The organism is Dactylosporangium thailandense, assembly GCF_059739745.1.
In genome coordinates, this window is record NZ_AP029195.1 from 1793134 (window position 1) to 1812715 (window position 19582).

Sequence of the window (19582 nt, forward strand, 5' to 3'; positions counted from 1 at the left end):
CCATGTTCGGGTCACGTCAGGGTTTGCTGGGAGCCTGCTGTCAGCACCCGTCCGCGCACCCCGGGCGACGTACTGTCGTTGACGTGATCGCCGACGCCGACCTGCAGTCGATGACCGCCGCCGAGCGTGCCGACCTCGCGCGCCGGCTGGCCAGACTGCAGCCCCGCCTCGCCCGGCGCTCCGTCGCGGCCACCGAGCGCGCGCGCCGCCGGTTCGTCATCGTCATCGGGGTCGCGAGCGTCCTGATGATCCCGTGGGTCATCGCGCTCGGGCTGCGGTTGCCGCCGCAGTACCTCGCGGGGAACTGGGACCTCACGTGGGTCGGGTTCGACGTCGCGCTCATGGTCGCGCTCGGGTTCACGGCCTGGGCGGCGCTGCGCCGGCGGCAGGTCGTCGTGCTCGCGGCGCTGGTGAGCGGGACGCTGCTCGCGTGCGACGCCTGGTTCGACATCATGACCGCGTCGGGGCCGGACCGGTGGATCAGCCTGGCCACCGCGCTGCTCGTGGAGCTGCCGCTGGCCGGGTGGCTGTTCTTCGTCTCGCACCACCTGGTGCGGCTCAGCATGCGCCGGCTCATGGTGCTGTCCGGCCAGTCGCCGGAGGTCTCGCTGCTCAAGCTGCCCGCGCTCGGAGTGCCGTCCCACCGGCAGCGACACCCCGAGCCACAGGCGACCGCGTAGGAGTGCTGGCTCACGGGCGGCGCGGCGGCACCCGGAGCCGCAGGCGACCGCGTAGGAGTGCCGGCTCACGGGCGGCGCGGCGGCACCCCGAGCCGCAGGCGACCGCGTAGGAGTGCCAGCGGGCCGGCGGCGCGGCGGCACCCCGAGCCACAAGCGACCCCGCCTAAGGGCGCCGGTCCACGGAGACGGCCGCGGCCGCGGTGCCGACCTGCAGGTCGTAGCGGTCCGTGGCCGTCGCGTAGTCCGCGCCGGTGGCGAGGGTCGCGCCGCCGGCCACGTTCTTGGTCACCTTGTCGTCGAGGCGCACCTCGCCGATCGTGCCGTGGTCGCCGAGCTTCAGCTGCGCGGGCACCCCGCTCGGGGCGTGCACCGCGAGCCGGCCGACGCCGCCGACGTGGATCGACATGGTGCCCTCGGGCTTCGGTACCGTCACGTCGAGCTCCTGCACCCCCGCCGCGACCTCGATCCCGGCGAGGCGGCCGCCGCCGAAGTCGACGACCTGGCGCAGCCCGCCGCCGGCGAGGTTGAGCGTCCAGCGGACCTTGTCGTTGAGGTACACGTGGACGGTCGCCTGGCCGGCGATCTCGGTGCCGTTCAGGCTGAGCTTGACGTCGTCGCCCGACTCGGCCGCGACCGGCTCGACCTTGCTGCCGGGCAGGGTCGAGGCGCGGTACAGCAGCCCGTCGAGCGGCTCGGCGTGGATGATCACGGACTCGGCGCCGCTGACGACGTCCAGGGTCGCCGCCTGCCGGTTGCCCAGCGCCCCCTCGACGCTGTGCACGGTCTCCTTCGAGGGCGGCGGGGCCGGCTCCTGCTGCTGGGTGACGAACACGATCGCGCCGAGCAGGGCGAGGATCGCGACGAAGCCGATGCTGTACCGCCACACGGGCGCGAGGCCGCGGCGGTGACGGCGGGCGGGTTCGTCGGGGGCGGCCGGGCGGCGGACGCGGGTCTCGCCTGGTGCGGAGTGGGTCACGGGGGCCTCAACTAATCGGGCGGCGCCCGCACCACCGGAGTGCGGGCGCCGCTAGCCAAAAACGGTCAGGGACTCGAGCAGGTCAGCGCCGGGGCGGTGGCGGGTGCGGTGCCCGTGGCGTTGAAGCCGAACGACGTGCTGGCGCCGGGTCCGAGGACCTTGTTCCAGTCGACGTTCGACACGGCGACGTTCGGGGGCTGGGCGACGAGGGTGCCGTTCCACGGCGCGCCCTCGAAGCCCTGCCCGCCGGTGTACGTCCAGCGGACCGTCCACCCGTTGAGCGTCGACGAGCCGTTGTTCTTGACGGTGACCTGGGCCTGGAAGTGCCCGGCCCACGAGCTCGGCTGGAGCGCCCAGGTCGCGGTACACCCGGATCCACCCGGCGCCGGGGACGACGACACCGAGCGCGACGGCGACGCGGAGGCCGACGCGGATCGCGACGCCGACGGCGACACCGAGGGCGACGCCGACACCGAACGCGACGGGGACGCCGAGCTCGAGGGCCCGGTGCCGCCGCCCTTGACGCCGGTGACCTCGCCGTGCCCGCCGTCGAAGACGATGTCCGAGCAGCTGAAGAAGTTCTCCTGGCTGTCGGAGCGGACCCACTGGATGAACATGATGTGCCGCCCGGTCCGGTTGGCCGGCAGCGTGGTGTCCCAGTAGTAGTAGTTGAGCGCGCCCGGGCCGCCGGACTGCGGCGGGTCGGTGGCGCTCCAGAACGACTCGAGGTCCGACCACTTGAGCGGGCTCGCCGGGTCCCAGCCGTTCTTGGTCATGTACATGTGGAACGTTCCCGGGTGCGCGGCCCAGTTGCTGTAGTGCAGCTGGATCGTGGACCCGGCGGTCAGGTGCGTGGTGGGCCAGTCGGTGCGGGCGGCGTTGTACGCGGCGTACTTGGTGGTGCCGCCGCCGCAGATCTCACCGTCGTTGATGTAGCCGGTGGTGCGCCCGCCGGCGTCGGAGCGCAGGACGCCGAACCAGTCGTAGAGCGGCTGCTGCCCGCCCTGCGCCACGGCGTCGGCGCACGCCGGGTTGGTGGGGATGATCTGGCCGGTGGCCTGCAGTCCGTCGACGTAGCACAGGTAGGTGCGGCTGCCGGGGACGAGTGCGACGCCGTGCGCGTGCGCGGCGGCGGGCGCGACCAGGACGGCCGCGGCGAGCGCGGCAGCGGCGGCCACGGCCGTCCACAGCGCGCCTCTGGCGATGGTTGCCAAGGGGTACCTCCTCGAGTTCGGGGCGCGGCAGAGTTGCTCGGCTCCCACGAGGTAGGCGCAGTGTGTGCGGCGTCACCACCGGCTGGCAAACATCGGACGGTGTCAATCACGGATGAGCACGGGCGGGGCGTGAAACTTACCGTCAGCCGCCCGGCTGCACGACGGTCGTGAAGCCCCCGGCCGGCACGAGCACCCGGATGCGGCCCGCCGTCGTCGTGTAGTGCTCGATCTCCTCGCCCGCCGGGTCGTTCACGCTCACCGTCGCCGGGGACTCCCCGGGCACGACGACGTCGGTGGCGCGGATGCTCGTGGCGAGGCTGCGCAGGAGGGTCAGGTGGGCGCCGGTCGCCGGGTCGGCGAGGGCCATCGTGTGCATCTCGGCGCCCTCGATGCGCACGGCGGGCTCGGCGATGCGGGCGATCGCGGCGGTGTGCGGGTCGGCGTCGAGGGCCAGCATCGCCAGCAGCCCGTGGATCGTGGACTCGGCCCCGGCGTCGCGGTGGACGACCCCGAGACCGTCGGGCCGGTCGATGCCGTCGAAGGTGACGCCGGTCGCGGGGTCGTACATCGGGGCCCCGGCCGGGTTGTTGCCGAAGAACCAGGAGGCGGCGATCCCGGCGAGCGTGCGCAGCGCCGGCCGGCCCGTGGCGCGGGCGGTGGCCAGCAGCGACTCGACGCGGGAGTGGGCCCCGTAGGCGAGCTGCACCCCGTCCACCGTCAGCGCCTCGCGAGCGCCGGGCAGCGCCACCCGCAGGTTGTCGGGGCCGCCGCCGACGAGCAGGTGCGGGGTGAACGAGGCCGCGTCGGCGAGGGCGGCGTCGCGGGCCGCGAGGTCGCCGCACACCTCGTAGACGCGCGCGAGGGCGCCCGGGGCGAGCCCGGCCCAGCCGTGCCACTCGGTGCGGGACAGGCCGTAGGGCAGTACCGCCCCGAACGGCCACGTCCACGGGGTGCCGGTGCGCATCGCGGTCACGGCCTCGCCGAGCTGCTCGAGGACCTTCCGGGCGTCCTCGTCGCCACTTCGCGCGGTGTACGCGCACAGCCCGAGCAACGCCTCGCCGGTGAGATCGGCCCCGTCGGCGATGAGCCAGGCGGGCGTGGCCGTGTCGTCGACGAGGCGCCACTGGCCGTACCGTTGCAGCACCTGACGCCGCACGGCACCCAGCGCGAGCCGCAGCCGGACGCGCAGGAAGGCGGCGAACCCGGGCTCGTCGCCGTCGAAGGCCGCGAACCCCTCGCCGAGCGCCCAGATCGTGCGGGCCAGCCACGCGGACTCGCCGCCGTCGGACGGGTCGGGCTGCTCGACGGGCTCGGCGCTCGGGTTGAGCCGCCCGTCGGGCTGCTGCCACAGCACCACGTTGCCGGCCCGGGGGTCGGTGTCGTCGGCGGGCGCGGTCTGCAGGTAGCACAGCCCGCGCAGCAGCTGCCGCGCCGCCGTCCGGCTCGTGGTGTCGCCCGTGGCGCGCCAGTGCCGCAGGTACACGATCGCGGCCCGGGCGACATCGTCGGCGTTGAAGGCGCCCTGGCCGGGGTCGCCGCCGGTCGGCCGGTACCCGCCGGGGCCGGCCTCGGCGTAGGTCCAGACGACCTCGACGGCGGGCTCGTCGGCGAGCCGGTAGGTGGTGTGCCGGGCGGTCGCCGGCGGCGCGATGCGGACGCGCAGCGCGTCCAGGTGGGCCAGGTTCGTCAGCACGGGCCGCGCTCTACCCACCCCCACGTGGGCAAACGCTCACCCCCGGAGGAACGCGCCGATCAGCGGCCATAGCATCGCCGGGTGCGGATCGAGTTCACGTACAGCCGAAGCCCGCAGTACTTCCGGGCGCAGCTGCGAGCCGGCGCATGGCGCTCGGTTCGTTCGACGCTGCTGCTGTCCGCAGTGCTGGCCGTCGGCGGCGCGGTCGCGGCGCTCGGCGGCTACGGCTCCCGCGTCACCGCCGTGGGGATCGTGGCGGCCACACTCGCGGTGCTGACGGCGTTGAGGGCCCGTCACCGGTTCGTCGATGCCGTGACCGTTCCGGCGTCCTGGCGCGCTCCCCGCACCTGGGTGATCACCGAGGACGCGCTCGAGTCCAGCACCGAGCTGACCCGCCAGCATTGGACCTGGCCGGCTGTCCGCCGCGTCGAGGAGCGGCCGGAGGCGTACCTGTTCTGGCCGGATGGCCCCGCCATGTTCGACCTTCCCCGAGAGCCGCTGACCGCCGCCCAGGAAGCCGATCTTCGCGCGCACCTGGTCGAGCTGACCATCTCGAACACGCCGAGCCGATCGGCGCCGTGAGGCAACGGCGTCAGGGGCGCATGTCCACTGCGCGACAGGCCTGCAAGATTCGGGCCGTACGCGCGCAGGACGAGGCGAAGGCCCGGCCCCGGCATCGCTGCCGTGGGGCCGGGCCTTCGTCGCATCCGGGACGAGTGGCGGCCTCAGCCGCGCTCGACCAGGTGGCCGATCAGCTCCGGGGCGCGCAGCTGGGCGCCCGACCCGTCGCGGCGGGAGTCGGCCTGCGGCAGGTCGCGGGCGTCGCCCTTCGCGTTCGAGGCCACCGGGCGGGGCCCGATCCAGGCCAGCACCAGGTGGGTCTCGCCCTTGAGGAAGCGCTGCGCGCGCACGCCGCCCGTCGCCCGGCCCTTCGCCGGGTAGAGGCGCAACGGCGTCATCTTCGCGTTGCCCATCGTCGCCGTGACGACCATCGGCTCGCCGTGCTCCGGGTCCTTCGTGACCACGGCGCCGAAGAAGATGGCCTGGGCGCCGTCGGCCAGGTTGATGCCGGCCATGCCGCCGCCCTTGAGGCCCTGCGGCCGGACCAGGTTCGCCGGGAAGCGCAGCAGCGACGCGTCGTTGCTGACGAAGGCCAGGGTCTCCGAGCCGTCGGCCAGCCAGGTCGCGCCGATCACCTCGTCGCCGTCGCGCAGGCCGATGACCTCGAACTCGTCGGAGCGCACGGGCCATTCGGGGGCGCAGATCTTCACCTGGCCGTTGCGCGTGCCGAGGGCGAGGCCCGGGGAGCCCGACTCGCGGTCGGCGAGCGGCGCGAGGCCGACCACCGTCTCGCCGGACTCGAGCGGGACCAGCTCGGACGTGGACATGCCGCCGCGCAGGGAGACGGTGCCGGACTGGTCGGGCAGGACCGGCAGGGGCAGCACGTCGACCTTGAAGGCGCGGCCGCGGCTCGTGACGAGCAGGACCTGGCCGCGGGCCGTGGTGTGCACGACCGAGCGGACGGCGTCGTGCTTGTCGCGGCCGGCCTTGCGGCTGCCCTCCGGGGCCTCCTCGGACTCGGCGGCGGTGCGGGCGACGAGGCCGGTCGCGGACAGCAGGACCTGGCACGGGTCGTCGGTGACCTCGAGCGGGCCGGCCGGGACCGAGGCCGCGAGGACCTCCTTGAGGTCGCCGTCGATGAGGGTGGTGCGGCGGGGCTGGCCGTGCTCCTTGACGACGGCGGCGAGCTCGTCGGAGACGACCTTCTTGAGCACCTTCTCGTCGTCGAGGATCTGGCTCAGCGCCGCGATCTCCTCGTTGAGGCGCTGCTGCTCGGCCTCCAGCTCGATGCGGTCGTAGCGGGTGAGCCGGCGCAGCGGGGTGTCGAGGATGTAGGTGGCCTGGATGTCGGTGAGCCCGAACTCGCTCATCAGGCCGGCCTTGGCCGCGGCCGCGTTGTCGCTGTCGCGGATGAGGGCGATCACCCGGTCGATGTCGAGCAGGGCGATGAGCAGGCCGTCGACGAGGTGCAGGCGATCCTGGCGCTTCTTGCGGCGGAACTCGGTGCGCCGGGTCACCACCTCGTAGCGGTGCTGCAGGAACACCTCCAGCAGCGCCTTGAGGCCGAGCGTCTGGGGCTGGCCGTCGACCAGGACGAGGTTGTTGACGCCGAAGGACTGCTCCAGCGGGGTCAGCCGGTAGAGGTCCGACAGCAGCGCCTGCGGGTTGACGCCGACCTTGCACTCGATGACCAGGCGGGTGCCGTTCTCCCGGTCGGTCAGGTCCTTGACGTCGGCGATGCCCTGCAGCCGCTTGGTCTTGTTCACCTCGTCGGTGATCTTCTCGATCACCTTCTCGGCGCCGATGCCGTAGGGCAGCTCGGTGACCGTGATCGCCTGCCGGCCGCGGCTGCCCTCCAGCAGCCCGATCTCGACCCGGCCGCGCATGCGGACGACGCCGCGGCCGGTCTCGTAGGCCCGGCGGACCTCGTCGAGGCCGAGCAGCAGCCCGCCGGTGGGCAGGTCGGGGCCGGGGACGAACTCCATGAGCTTGTCCAGGCTCGCCGCCGGGTGGTTGATCAGCCAGCGGGTCGCGGCCACGATCTCGGCGAGGTTGTGCGGGATCATGTTCGTCGCCATGCCGACCGCGATCCCGGACGAGCCGTTGACCAGCAGGTTGGGGAAGGCGGCGGGCAGCACCGACGGCTCCTCCAGGGAGCCGTCGTAGTTGGGCCTGAAGTCGACGGTGCCCTCGTCGAGCTCGCCGACGAGCAGCATCGCCTCGCGGGACATGCGCGCCTCGGTGTACCGCGAGGCGGCGGGCCCGTCGTCCGGGGAGCCGAAGTTGCCGTGCCCGTCGATGAGCGGGACGTTGAGCGAGAAGTCCTGGGCCATGCGGACCATGGCGTCGTAGATCGCGCTGTCGCCGTGCGGGTGGTACTTACCCATGACGTCACCGACGACCCGGGAGGACTTCACGTGCCCCCGGTCGGGACGGTGCCCCTGCTCGCTCATCGAGAAGAGGATCCGCCGGTGCACGGGCTTGAGCCCGTCCCGCGCGTCCGGAAGCGCCCGGGAGTGGATGACCGAGTAGGCGTACTCCAGGTAGGAGTCCTCCACCTCGGTGGTGAGCGGGTTGTTCAGCACCCGCGCACCGGCCTGGTCGAACGCGGACAGGTCGGCCTTGACCGCCTTGGTGCTCTTGCGTGCCATCGTGTTCCGTCGGCCTTCCGGGGTCGTTACGCGTCGATCGTCTCTTGGTCGACCCGCGCCGCGGAGTCGATGAGCCAGTTGCGGCGGGGCTCCACCCGCTCGCCCATGAGCAGCTCGAGGACCTCCTCGGCCCGCTCGACGTCGTCGAGGGTGATGCGCCGCACCGCCCGGGTCGCCGGGTTCATCGTGGTCTCCCACAGCTCGTCGGCGTCCATCTCGCCCAGACCCTTGAACCGGGGGATCGGCGTGACGACCTGCTTGCCGGCCTTCTCCAGCCGGGCGACGGTGCTCTCCATCTCCTGCTGCGTGTACGTATAGATCGTCTCCGGGTTGCGCCCCTTCGTGACGATCTTGTGCAGCGGCGGGACGGCCGCGTAGAGCCGCCCGTCGGCGATGGCCGGCCGCATGTACTTCGCGAACAGCGTGATGAGCAGGGTCCGGATGTGCGAGCCGTCGACGTCGGCGTCGGCCATGATCAGGATGCGGCCGTAGCGCATCGACTCGAGGTCGAAGGTGCGCCCGGAGCCGGCCCCGAGCACCTGCACGATCGCCGAGCACTCGGCGTTGTCCAGCACCTGCTGGATGTTCGCCTTCTGGACGTTGAGGATCTTGCCGCGGATCGGCAGCAGCGCCTGGTATTCCGAGGAGCGGGCCATGCGGGCCGTGCCCAGGGCGCTGTCGCCCTCGACGATGAACAGCTCGCTGCGCTGGACCCCGGTCGAGCGGCAGTCGACGAGCTTGGCCGGCATCGACGCGCCCTCGAGGGCCGTCTTGCGCCGGGCCGCGTCCTTCTGCTGCTTCTGGGTGAGCCGGACCCGGGCCGCGTCGACGATCTTCTGCAGCACCGTGCGCGCCTCGACCTTGGTCTTGCGCGCCTCGATCCACGCCTTGATGTGCTGCTCGACGACCTGCTGCACGACCCGGGTCACGGGCGCGGTGGACAGCTCGTCCTTGGTCTGGGAGGTGAACTGCGGCTCGGGGATGCGCACGTGGATGACCGCGGTCATGCCCTCGAGCACGTCATCCAGCGTCGGCAGGTCCTCCTTGGGGCGCAGCAGGCCGCGGGTGTTGCGGATGGCCTCGGTCAGCGCCCGCAGCGCGCCGCGCTCGAAGCCGCGCCGGTGCGTGCCCCCGTGCATGTTGCGGATGGTGTTGGTGAAGGACTCGACGACCCGGTCGTAGCCGGTGCCCCAGCGCAGCGCGATCTCGACCTCGGCGCGCCGCTCGACGTTGGCCTTCATCACGCCGTTCTCGTCGGCGGCGTTCTCCTTGTAGGTGCCCTCGCCGTTGATGAGCAGCGTGCCGCAGACCGGCTTGTCGCCGCTGGGGGCCAGGAACTCGACCATGTCGGCCAGGCCGTTGGGGTAGTGGAAGGTCTCGGTCTCGATCGACCCCTGCGTGGCGTCCTTGAGCACGTAGGTCACGCCCGGCACCAGGAACGCGGTGTTGCGCAGCTTCGCCCGCACCGCCTCCGGGTCCAGGGCCGCGCCGGCCTCGAAGTAGCGCGCGTCGTGCCAGTAGCGGGTCGAGGTGCCGGTGGACGAGCCGCGCTTCATCCGCCCCTGCACGACGAGCCCGCCGCCGCGGCGGAACTTCGAGTTGGCGTTGGGCCCGTCGAACTCGCCCGGCACGCCGTGCTGGAAGGACATGTGGTGGATCTTGCCGTCGCGGCGCACGGTCACGTCGTAGCGCGTCGACAGGGCGTTGACCGCCGAGGCGCCGACACCGTGCAGGCCGCCGGAGGTCTTGTACCCCGACCCGCCGAACTTCCCGCCCGCGTGCAGCTTCGTCAGCACCAGCTCGACGCCGGACATCCCGGATTTCTCGTGCACGTCCACGGGGATGCCGCGGCCGTCGTCGTCGACCTGCACCGATCCGTCGGCGTGCAGCGTCACCTCGATGCGGGTGGCGTGCCCGGCGATGCCCTCGTCGGTGCAGTTGTCCACGATCTCGTTGAACAGGTGGGCGACGCCGCGGCTGTCGGTCGAGCCGATGTACATGCCCGGTCGCTTGCGGACGGCGTCGAGCCCTTCGAGGAGCGTGAGGTCTGCTGCCCCGTACAAGGTCTCGGGTTGTGCGGTCAACTCGGCTCTCTCCAATGGTCCTGGTCCCTGTGCTGCCCGCGAGCGTAGACCTAGGGTCTGACACTTTTTCGGCACCCTGGTGACATGTGGCCCCCGACGCCCCGGATTTCCGGATCGGTGCCGGTCCAAACCACGGCTGGTACGCGAGCCCGCTTCGGGGCCGCGACCTCGGATGATACTGCGCGCCGGGCGGAGAGCCACGGACCGGCGCGCGGCAGGGTGGGTCAGATGCGAATCAGATGTTGACGGGTGTGCGCCCGTTGCTGAACTGCCGTACCGCCGCCAGGATCTCGTCCTCGGAGCGGTCCGCGAAGTTCAGGGTCGCGGTGAAACCCGAGCCGTAGAAGAGCTTCAGGAACGCGGAGTCGACCTGGGTGAACGCGCCGAGGCTGCCCTCCACGCGCGGGTCGCGCGGCTTGACAACGAGCATCTTCTCCAGGCCCCAGCGCCGCCGCCGGATCTGCTCGACGCCCTCCCACGGCAGCCAGACCGCCTGCCCGCGGGTCGGCCGCGTCTTGATCCACAGCCCGCCGGGCGCGAGCGCGAGGACCGGCCCGCCCGAGGCGACGAGGAAGATCTGCAGCCCGAACGCCGCGGCGATCACGACGGCCAGGCACAGCACGATGCCGACCAGCGCCACGGCGTCGCCGCTGGTGTGGTTCGGGTCGTTGCCGGCGGTCAGGGCCAGCCCGAGCGGGCAGGCGAACAGCAGCAGCAGGACCGCGGCGATCGGGCCGAGGACCAGGATCCGCTTGAGCACGCTGGGCCGGGCCACGAACGGCAGGTTGTCCGGGATGCGCTTGGTGACCGGCACCTGGGGCGGCGGCGCATAGCCGGGCGGGGGCACCGCGCGCGGGGGGCCGTAGCCGCCGGGCGGCAGCAGCTCGCCCGAGATCGGCACGTTCGCCGGCGGGGCCGGGGGCGGCGGGGGCGGTGGAGGTGGCTGCGGCCGGTTCCACGCCGGCGGCCGGGGCCCCGAGGTCGGGCCGGTGGGAGAGGTCGGCTCCGTCACGGCGACACCTTAACCCCGGCGCGCACGCCGGTCACGCGCCGCCGGTGCGATCGACCCACGAGGTGTAGCCGCGGGTGGCGTCGTAGCCGCCGTCCATGTAGTGCTCCCGCAGGTCCGCGCGGGTCAGGAAGATCGCGGCGAAGAGCAGCAGGGCGACCGCGACGAGCCCGGCGACCCCGTGCGGCCACACGTACCAGTCCGGCACGACCTGCGCGTATTCCGCCCGCAGCTCGGCGGGCTCCTCGCCGGTCGGGGCCACCGCCCACTCCGGCCCGCCGACCAGGAAGCACAGCGTCGTCAGCGCGATGAGCGGCCCGAACACCCACACCGCGGTGCGGGCCTTGCTGGAGGGCCGGCGCAGGAACACGGCGATCACGGCGAGCACCAGCGCGGAGACGGCCCCGGTGGCGAGGCTGTTGAGCATGTCGGTCCGCGCCTGGGCGAGCTGCCCGTCGGAGACCATCCTCGTGTGCAGCCCGGCGAGGTGCGCGAGCGCCGCCCAGGACAGTGCGGCGGCGATGCCGAGCAGCAGCGCCGAGGCGATCACCGACCAGTGCACCAGCCGGGCCTGTTTGGACACGGGCATGTGGCCTCCCCCGAAGTCGGGGTACACGCTATCGCGTCAGCCCCCGACGTGGATGCCCGGACGGCGGGACGGGTCCGGCTCGGACGAGCGGATGATCTCGCGCACGACGGGCGCCGTGTCGCCGCGGCCGAGGATGAGGTACCGGAACAGGTGCCCGAGCGGATTGCCCTCCGCCCACTCGAAGTAGGCGTGCGGGCGGACCCCGGTCGCGTCGCGCAGCGCGAGCAGCACCGCCGCGATCGCGTTGGGGGCCGCCGGGCTCTCGGTGCGCAGCACCCGGTAGCCGTCCACCTCGACCCCGCGCACGCACAGGGTGCCGGAGAACGCCGACGGGTCCACGACGTCGACCTCCAGGAACAGGATGTCGGCGCGGCCCGGCACCGGGTTGTGGCCGCGCTGCTCGGACTCCTTGCCCTCGTACTCCGCCTTGTCCCCGGCCTGCCGGCGGTTCGCCACGATGTTGAGCTCGCCGTCGTGCTCGATCGACTCGGTGACGAAGCGGCGGGCGGCGTCGTCGAACTCGATCGCGTCGGCGCGCAGCTCGGTGGTGCGGCTGACCCGCGAGACGAGCGACACCACGATGATCCCGGCGATGAAGACGGCGGAGATGAGGATGCCGTCGGGCTTCTCGATCACGTTGGCGCCCAGGGCGTACAGCAGGATCAGCGTCAGCACCGTGAACCCGATCCCCGCGAGGCGCTGACCGGCCCGCCAGGCCGAGATCGTGACCGCCACGGCCCCGGAGACCATCATGGCCAGGATGCCGGTCGCGTAGGCCCCGGCCTGGGCGTTGACGTCGGCGCCGAACGCGACCGTGATGCCGATGCTGATCGCGGTGTAGACCAGCACGATCGGCCGCACCGCCCGGCCCCACTCCGGCGCCATGCCGTAGGAGGGCAGGTAGCGGGGGATGATGTTGATGAGCCCGGCCATCGCCGACGCGCCCGCGAACCACAGGATGAGCACGCTGCTGATGTCGTAGACGGTGCCGAACGCCTCGCCGATCTTCTCGTGCGCGAGGTAGGCCAGCGCCCGCCCGGCCGCCTTCCCGCCCTCCTCGAACTCCCGCTCGGGGATCAGCACGGTGGTGATGAAGCTCGTCGCGATGAGGTACACCGACATGATCGCGGCCGCGACCGTGAGCAGCTTCTTGGTGTTGGCCAGGCGCGACGCCCGCCGCTGCTCGGCGTTCTCGCCCTCCGCGGCCACGAGCGGCATCATGCTGACCCCGGTCTCGAAGCCGGACAGGCCCAGCACCAGCGACGGGAACGCGACCACGGCCGGCAGCAGCAGCCCGAGGCCGCCGCCGTGCCCGGTGCTCAGCGCGTGCGTCCAGTCCGACAGCGCCCCGGCGGTGGTGAACACGTCGACCAGGCCGACGACCACGATGACCGCGTTGAGCAGGAGGAACACCCCGACCAGCGGGATCGCCACGGCGACCGCCTCGCTGAAGCCGAGCAGGAACACGCCGCCCAGGATGAGCAGCAGCACCACGGTGATGATCACCGCGTGGCCGTGCATGAAGCCCGGGAACACGGGGTTCTCGAGCATGTGCACGGAGGCGTCGGCGGCACTCAGGGTGATGGTGATGATCCATGAGGTGGCGACGAAGCCGAGCAGCACCAGCACGAAGATCTTGCCCCGCCAGAAGGGCAGGAGCGTCTCCAGCATCGCCACGGAGCCCTGGCCGTTCGGGCTCTCCTTGGCCACGCGGCGGTACATCGGCAGCATCCCCAGCAGCGTGAGCGCCACGATGAGCAGGGTCGCCAGCGGGGAGAGGGCCCCGGCGGCCAGCGCGGCGATGGCCGGCAGGTAGGACAGCGTGGAGAAGTAGTCCACGCCCGTCAGCGTCATCACCTTCCACCAGGCCTGCGGCTTGGCGTGCGCCTCGTCGCTCTCCGGCCCGACCGGGGCGACGCGGTGCTCCAGCAGCCACCGCCCGATCGGTCCGCCGGGCCGTTCCTTGGGCTCCGGGCTCTCCACCCGGGCGGGCAGCAGGTATTCGGGCGTGGTCGTCATGACCCCTCGGCAATCATCCGGTCAAAGCCATCTCGACTTGCGGAACAAGCGGTAGAGCACCAGCATCCCGGCGGTCATCACGAGCACCGCCACGCCGAACCCCCAGCGCCACGACGTGCCCGGCATGTGGTCGAAGTTCATGCCGTACACCCCGGCGACCGCGGTCGGCACCGCGGCCATCGCCGCCCACGCGGCAATCTTGCGCATGTCATTGTTCTGGTCGAGCCCGACCTGCGCCAGCCGAGCCTGCAGGATCGAGTCGAGCAGCTCGTTGTACGTCCCGACGCGCTCCACCACCTGGTTGAGCCGGCCCAGCACGTCGGTGAAGTGCTGGCGCAGCCCCGGCGGCAGCTCGGAGGCGATGTCGGTCATCAGCCGCAGCGGCGCCTGCAGCGGCAGCACGGCCCGCTTGAACTCCACCAGCTCCCGCTTGAGCTGGTAGATCTGCTGCACGTCGCAGCCGCCCTGGCGCCGGAACGCGGTCTCCTCGAGCTTCTCCACGTCCTGCTCCACGCGGGTGGCCACGTCGTGGTAGACCTCGACCATCCGCTCGATCACGGCGTAGCCGACCGCCCAGGGGCCCTGCCCGAGCAGGCTCGGCCGCCGCTGCAGCCCCTCGCGCACGTCCGCGAGGGCGCCCGCCCCGCCGTGGCGCACCGACACCACGAAGTGCGCGCCGATGAGCAGCGTGACCGCGCCGGTGTCGACGACCTCGGAGGTCTCCGTCAGCTCGGCGTGCTCGACGTACCGCGCCGTGCGCAGCGTGAGCACCGTCACGTCCCCGCGCCGCTGGATGGCCGGGCGGCGCTCGGCGTCGAGCGTCTGGTCGACGACCGCCTCGTCGGCCCCGATCGCCTCGGCGACCGCGGTGAACTGCGACCAGCTCGGCTCGAACAGGCCCAGCCACACGAAGCCGTTGCGCCGGCGCCGGGCCGCGGAGAGGGCCTCGGCGAACGAGGGGCGGCCCGGCTGGCGGCTGCCACGCACGTACAGCGCGCAGTCCATGACCGCCGCGTCCTCCTCCGGGCGCGGCAGGAGCTGCGGCATCGCCTCCGCGGGCTGGATGCCCTGCAGCACGCGGCCGATCAGCCGCCCGACCCTGCGGCCGACCCGGCGGCCCGGGCTGAGCTGGGTGTCGTTCATGAGCCGTCACGGTACCGCCGCCGCGCACGTCAGCCGCGTGTCGGGTCGTGTCGGTCGCGTGTCGGCGCCGTGTCGGTCGCGGCGGGCAGAGTTCGGGACATGACGAACGACGTGATGGTCGAGGCGAGCGGCCTCGTCAAGCACTTCGGCCAGACGAAGGCGCTGCAGGGCGTCGACCTGGTCATCCCGCGCGGGACCGTGCACGGCGTGCTCGGCCCCAACGGCGCCGGCAAGACCACCGCCGTGCGGATCCTGTCCACGCTCATCAGGCCGGACGCCGGCACCGCCCGCATCGGCGGGCACGACGTGGTCCACGACGCCGAGAAGGTCCGCGCGTCGATCGGGCTGACCGGGCAGTACGCCTCCGTCGACGAGGACCTCACCGGCCGGCAGAACCTGGTGCTCTTCGGCACCCTGCTGGACCTGGGCCGCAAGGGCGCCCGGGCGCGGGCCGCCGAGCTGCTGGCGTGGTTCGACCTGACCGACGCCGCCGACCGGCCGGCCAAGACCTACTCCGGGGGCATGCGCCGCCGCCTGGACCTGGCCGCGAGCCTGGTCGGCCGCCCCGACGTGATCTTCCTCGACGAGCCGACGACCGGCCTGGACCCGGCCAAGCGCGAGGACATGTGGGAGGTCGTGCGCAAGCTGGTGCGCGAGGGGTCCACGGTGCTGCTGACCACGCAGTACCTCGAGGAGGCCGAGGCCCTCGCCGACGAGATCACGGTCATCGACCACGGTCGGGTCATCGCCCACGACACGCCCGAGCGGCTCAAGCGGATCGTCGGCGGCCAGACCCTCGAGGTCCGCCCGTCCGACGAGCGCGACCTGCCCCGGGCCGCCGAGATCCTGTCCATGGTCTCCTCGGGCGCCGCCGCCGACCAGATCCGCGCCGGCGTGCTGGCCGTGCCCGTCTCCGGCGACGCCGCCATGGCCGAGGCCGTGGCCAAGCTGACCGCCGAGGGCATCGCCGTCACCGAGCTCTCCCTGCACCTGCCCTCGCTCGACGAGGTCTTCTTCTCCCTCACCGCAAAGCCCTCGGAGGTTTCGTCATGACCGCCCTCGTGCTCGACCGTCCCGCGCCGAAGCCGTTCAAGCTGCTGCGCCACTCCCTCGAGCTGACCAGGCGCAGCCTCATCAAGACGATGCGCACGCCCGAGCAGCTCATCGACGTGACGATCCAGCCGGTGCTGTTCATGGTCATCTTCGTGTACATCTTCGGCGGCGCGATCTCCGGCTCGACCCACGACTACCTGCAGTTCGTGATGCCGGGCATCCTGGCCCAGACGATCGCCATGGGCGCGATCTCGATCGGCGTGAACCTCAACACCGACATCGAGAAGGGCATCTTCGACCGGTTCCGCTCCCTGCCGATCCCCAGAGCGGCACCGTTGATCGGCGCGGTCCTCGGGGACGTCGTGCGGTACCTCCTGGTGACGATCTCCACCTTCGCCTTCGCCTACGTCATGGGCTTCCGCATCGGCTCCGACCCGCTGCACGCGGTCGCCGGCGCGCTGCTCGCCGTCGTGTTCGCCCTGTCGCTGTCCTGGGCCCCGGTGCTCATCGGCATGCTGGCCCGCACCTCGGGCGCCGTGCAGGGCATCTGCTTCCTGATCGTGCTGCCGCTGACCTTCGCCTCCAACGTGTTCGTCGGCACCGCGACGCTGCCGGGCTGGATGCAGGGGTTCGTGCGCAACAACCCGCTGACCCACCTGGTCGAGGCGATGCGCGGGCTGTTCCTGGGCACGCCCGGCTACGGGGTGCACGTGTGGTGGACGCTGGGCTGGTCGGCCGCCCTCGTCGCGGTGTTCATGCCGCTGGCGCTGTGGGCCTACCGCCGCAAGGTCTGAAGGAGTACGTCCACCAGCTCGCGGATCCGGTCGGTGACCTCGGTCATCGGCCGCGTCCGCCACGCCGCGAGCCGTCGCTCCGCCGCCGGGTCGGGCTCGCGGGCGGCGTCGAGCACCGGGTCGGCGCCGGGGTCGAACAGGTGCATCGCGACCGGTGAGCAGCGCTCGCCCAGCGCCCACAGCTCCCGCGCCGACGCCGGGTCGCCGAGGTGCGCGGCGAGGGCCGCCGCGCACAGGGCCCAGGAGCCGAGCGCGGGCGCGTCGATGTCGCCGAGCGCCTCGGTGCGGACGTCCGCCAGTAGCCCGGCCGCCCGCTCGGCCCCGGCCCGCCCGTGGGCCCGCAGGCGGAAGGCGGCCGCGGCGACGAAGAACACCAGGCGGACCTGCGGCACCGGCGTCCCGGCCCGGTCGGCGCTCGCCGCGGCCCGCTCGGCGAACGCGACCGCCTCCTCGGCCCGCCCGTGCAGCCAGGCGTGCTGGGCCAGCCCGAGGTACGCCTGGATCGAGTCCATCCCCTGGATCCCGGCCGGCCGCTCGGCGCCCGCGGCCCGGACGACCTCCAGCAGGCGCTCGGCCGCCTCGTCGTCGCCGCGCTGGGCCAGCTGCACGTCGAGCAGGACCCGGATCGAGCCCACGTCGTCGGCCGCGCCCAGCAGCTCCATGTGGTGGGCGCCGCGGCGCAGCCACTCCTCGTGGCCCTGCGCGCCGATCATCTGGGCCGCCATGCCCATGCCCCAGTGGTCGCCGGCGGCCTCGAAGCGGTGGTAGGCGAGCTCGGTGTCGGCGAAGCGCTCCGGCGCCGGGATGACGTCGCCGCGGTTCTCCCGGATCGCGGAGCGCAGGAAGAGGCCGAAGCCCTGGGCGTACGGGTCGGGCTGGGCGATGAGCCGCTCGGCCGCGGCCAGCCCGACGGACGGGTCCCGGTCGCCCAGCGCGGGCACCATGAGCGCGAGCGCCCTCGCCCGGTCGGAGCCGCCTTCGGCGCGGGCGGCGTGGCCGAGCAGGCGTTTCGTCAGCGCGTACTCGCGGTGCGCGTCCACCGCGAACGCGTTGAGCCCGATGAGCAGGCACAGCCACATGAGGCGGTCGGGGTCGGCGGCGCGCACCAGCGCGTGCCGCCGCCGCTCGATCGGATCGTCGCGGTGCAGCAGCGCCGAGGCCCACGGCGTGACCTCGAAGTGCAGCCCCCGCACGGTCCACAGGTGAAACAGCGTCACGGCGATGTCCACGGCCGCGGCGTCGTCGCGCCCGATGGCCCACCGCAGCGCGGCCACGAGGTTGTCCTGCCCGGCGGTGCACCGCGCGACGGCCGCGAGCTGGCCGGGGCCGACGAACTCGGCGTGCAGCCGCAGCGCCTCGGCCCGCGCCCAGGCCGTGAGCCCGGCCATGGCCTCGTCGCGCCCGCCGGCCGCGGCCAGGCGCGCCTCGCCGTATTCGCGGACCGTCTCCAGCATCCGGTAGCGCGGCCCGTCCTCGAGCACGAGCAGCGACTGCTCCACGAGCGCCGCCAGCCGCAGGGCGAGGCCCCCGTCGCGCTGCCCCGAGACGTGCTCGGCGACCTCGCGGGTGAACGGTGCGGGAATGACGGCGAGGCGCTCGAGGAGTGCCCGCTCGCCCGGGCCGAGCAGCTCGCGGCTCCAGTCGACCATCGCCCACAGGCTGGCGTGGCGCTCGGGCAGGCCGCGCAGGGCGGCGTCGAGCAGCCCGAACCGGTCGTCGAGCCCCGCCAGGACGTCCTCGATCGGCATGTGCCGCAGCCGGGCGGCGGCGAGCTCCAGCGCGAGCGGCAGATTGTCGAGACGACGGCACAGTCGTACGGCGGCCCCGCCGTCGTCCCCGGCGAGCGCCGCGCCCCCGGCTCTGACCCGCGCGGTGATCAGGTCCAGGGCGGCCTCGTCGTCCAGGGCGGGCAGCCGGTACACGACCTCGCCGGGCAGGCCGAGCGGGGCGCGGCTGGTGGCGAGCACGGCGGCGTCGGGCGCGGTGTCGAGCAGGCCGGCCGCGGCCGCGGCGGCGTCGGCGAGGACGTGCTCGCAGTTGTCGAGCACGACCAGGCCCGCGATCTCCTGGAGCCGCTCGGCCGGGGCCGTCGGCTCGGTCCGTCCCGGGGCGGGGTCGGCCGCGGCCAGCAGGGCGGGGAGCACCTCGGCCCCCGAGCGCAGGCCGGCCAGCTCGACCACGTGCACCGGGCCGCCCTCGGCCGCCGTGTGCCGCGCGATCTCGGCCGCGAGCCGGGTCTTGCCGGCGCCGCCGACGGCCACGACGGTGACCAGCGGGGCCTGGGCGAGCGCGTCCCGGACGGCGGCCACGTCCCGGTCCCGGCCCACCATCGCGGTCGTCGCGCGCCGCCACGCCGGGGGCAGGCCGCGCCCCGCCCGGCGCGCGGGTTCGGCCGGCCGCACCTCGCCGCCTGCCTCGCCACGCAGCACGGCCAGGTGCGCGGCGGCGACGGCGGGCGACGGGTCCGTGCCGTAGTGCTCGGCCAGGGTCGCGCGGAGCCGGTCGGCCACGGCCAGCGCCTCGGCCGGGCGGCCGCGCGCGGCGAGGAGCCGGATGAGCAGCGCCGCGGACGGCTCGTGGGGCGGGGTGCGGGCCGCGAGCGCGCGCAGGTCGGCCTCGATCGTCGCGCCGGACCCCGCCTCGGCTCCCGTCGCGGTCGCCTCGGCTCTCGTCGCGGTCGTCTCGGCCAGCAGGGCGGCGACGGCGTCGTCGGTGAGGTCGGGGGAGTCGGGGAACAGTGCCCGCGCCGCCTCGGCGTGCTCGCGGGCGGTGGCCGGGTCCCGGTTGCGCAGCGCGGCGCGGGCGGCGTCGAGGCGGGCCCGGACCAGGACCGTATCGGGCTCCACGTCCGCGGCGGAGACCTGGTATCCGCCCGGCGCCGCGGTCACCGGCAGGCCGAGCCGGCGGGCGCGGGCGATCAGCGCGTGGACGGCGCCGGCGGCGTCCTCGGGCGGCGCCCCGCCCCACACGGCCTCGGCGAGCGCGGCGGCGGTGACGGTGCGGCCGCGGGCGTCGACGAGCGCGCGGACCACGGCGGCGAGGCGCTCACCGCGCACCGGGCGGCCGTCGACGGCCAGCTCGCCCAGGGTGGTGATCCGCACCGGGCAAGCATGCCA

General features: G+C 73.5%; 14 protein-coding genes. 4 read left to right on the forward strand and 10 right to left on the reverse strand.

Going from position 1 to position 19582, the window contains the following annotated elements; all coding sequences use genetic code 11:
- The first annotated feature begins 83 nt into the window (after positions 1 to 83).
- Positions 84 to 680, forward strand: a complete 597-nt coding sequence (locus AC6JBM_RS07820) for a hypothetical protein (RefSeq protein ID WP_497982919.1) — start codon at positions 84 to 86, stop codon at positions 678 to 680.
- A gap of 163 nt (positions 681 to 843) precedes the next feature.
- Here the strand turns inward: AC6JBM_RS07820 and AC6JBM_RS07825 are convergent, their stop codons facing one another.
- The 3 genes from AC6JBM_RS07825 to AC6JBM_RS07835 all read right to left on the reverse strand — a co-directional run bounded on the left by AC6JBM_RS07825 (position 844) and on the right by AC6JBM_RS07835 (position 4563).
- Complete coding sequence (locus AC6JBM_RS07825; RefSeq protein WP_497982920.1) at positions 844 to 1656, reverse strand: hypothetical protein; 813 nt, start codon at positions 1654 to 1656, stop codon at positions 844 to 846.
- A 65-nt stretch (positions 1657 to 1721) separates the two neighbouring features.
- On the reverse strand, positions 1722 to 2870 hold the full coding sequence (locus AC6JBM_RS07830) for a lytic polysaccharide monooxygenase (protein ID WP_497982921.1): 1149 nt from the start codon (positions 2868 to 2870) through the stop codon (positions 1722 to 1724).
- Between the two features lie 142 nt (positions 2871 to 3012).
- Complete coding sequence (locus tag AC6JBM_RS07835; RefSeq protein WP_350610861.1) at positions 3013 to 4563, reverse strand: hypothetical protein; 1551 nt, start codon at positions 4561 to 4563, stop codon at positions 3013 to 3015.
- 81 nt (positions 4564 to 4644) lie between these two features.
- On the opposite strand from AC6JBM_RS07835, the gene AC6JBM_RS07840 reads away from it, so the two are divergent.
- Positions 4645 to 5145, forward strand: coding sequence for a YcxB family protein (locus tag AC6JBM_RS07840; protein WP_497982922.1), 501 nt, complete (start codon positions 4645 to 4647; stop codon positions 5143 to 5145).
- A 143-nt stretch (positions 5146 to 5288) separates the two neighbouring features.
- Here the strand turns inward: AC6JBM_RS07840 and AC6JBM_RS07845 are convergent, their stop codons facing one another.
- From AC6JBM_RS07845 to AC6JBM_RS07870, 6 genes are all read right to left on the reverse strand, one after another.
- Complete coding sequence (locus AC6JBM_RS07845; RefSeq protein WP_497982923.1) at positions 5289 to 7775, reverse strand: DNA gyrase/topoisomerase IV subunit A; 2487 nt, start codon at positions 7773 to 7775, stop codon at positions 5289 to 5291.
- Positions 7776 to 7801: 26 nt separating this feature from the next.
- Entirely contained in the window at positions 7802 to 9859 is a 2058-nt protein-coding gene (locus tag AC6JBM_RS07850) for a DNA gyrase/topoisomerase IV subunit B (RefSeq protein ID WP_497982924.1), read from the reverse strand.
- 235 nt (positions 9860 to 10094) lie between these two features.
- Positions 10095 to 10871 carry a hypothetical protein gene (locus AC6JBM_RS07855; protein WP_497982925.1) on the reverse strand — a complete coding sequence of 259 codons (777 nt, stop codon included), beginning with the start codon at positions 10869 to 10871 and terminating at the stop codon, positions 10095 to 10097.
- 31 nt (positions 10872 to 10902) lie between these two features.
- Entirely contained in the window at positions 10903 to 11457 is a 555-nt protein-coding gene (locus tag AC6JBM_RS07860; RefSeq protein WP_497982926.1) for a hypothetical protein, read from the reverse strand.
- A gap of 36 nt (positions 11458 to 11493) precedes the next feature.
- Positions 11494 to 13476: an APC family permease gene (locus tag AC6JBM_RS07865; RefSeq protein WP_497982927.1), complete on the reverse strand. Its 1983-nt coding sequence runs from the start codon at positions 13474 to 13476 to the stop codon at positions 11494 to 11496.
- A 21-nt stretch (positions 13477 to 13497) separates the two neighbouring features.
- A complete protein-coding gene (locus tag AC6JBM_RS07870; RefSeq protein ID WP_497982928.1) occupies positions 13498 to 14619 on the reverse strand; it encodes a magnesium and cobalt transport protein CorA in 1122 nt (373 codons plus the stop codon).
- Between the two features lie 99 nt (positions 14620 to 14718).
- On the opposite strand from AC6JBM_RS07870, the gene AC6JBM_RS07875 reads away from it, so the two are divergent.
- The gene (locus tag AC6JBM_RS07875; protein WP_497982929.1) at positions 14719 to 15672 is read left to right on the forward strand and encodes an ATP-binding cassette domain-containing protein; all 954 of its coding nucleotides are present in this window, start codon (positions 14719 to 14721) and stop codon (positions 15670 to 15672) included.
- A complete protein-coding gene (locus tag AC6JBM_RS07880; protein WP_350610852.1) occupies positions 15669 to 16466 on the forward strand; it encodes an ABC transporter permease in 798 nt (265 codons plus the stop codon). Before AC6JBM_RS07875 ends, AC6JBM_RS07880 begins: the two co-directional genes overlap by 4 nt.
- Here the strand turns inward: AC6JBM_RS07880 and AC6JBM_RS07885 are convergent.
- On the reverse strand, positions 16448 to 19567 hold the full coding sequence (locus tag AC6JBM_RS07885; RefSeq protein ID WP_497982930.1) for an ATP-binding protein: 3120 nt from the start codon (positions 19565 to 19567) through the stop codon (positions 16448 to 16450). The genes AC6JBM_RS07880 and AC6JBM_RS07885 overlap by 19 nt on opposite strands.
- Positions 19568 to 19582 lie beyond the last annotated feature (15 nt).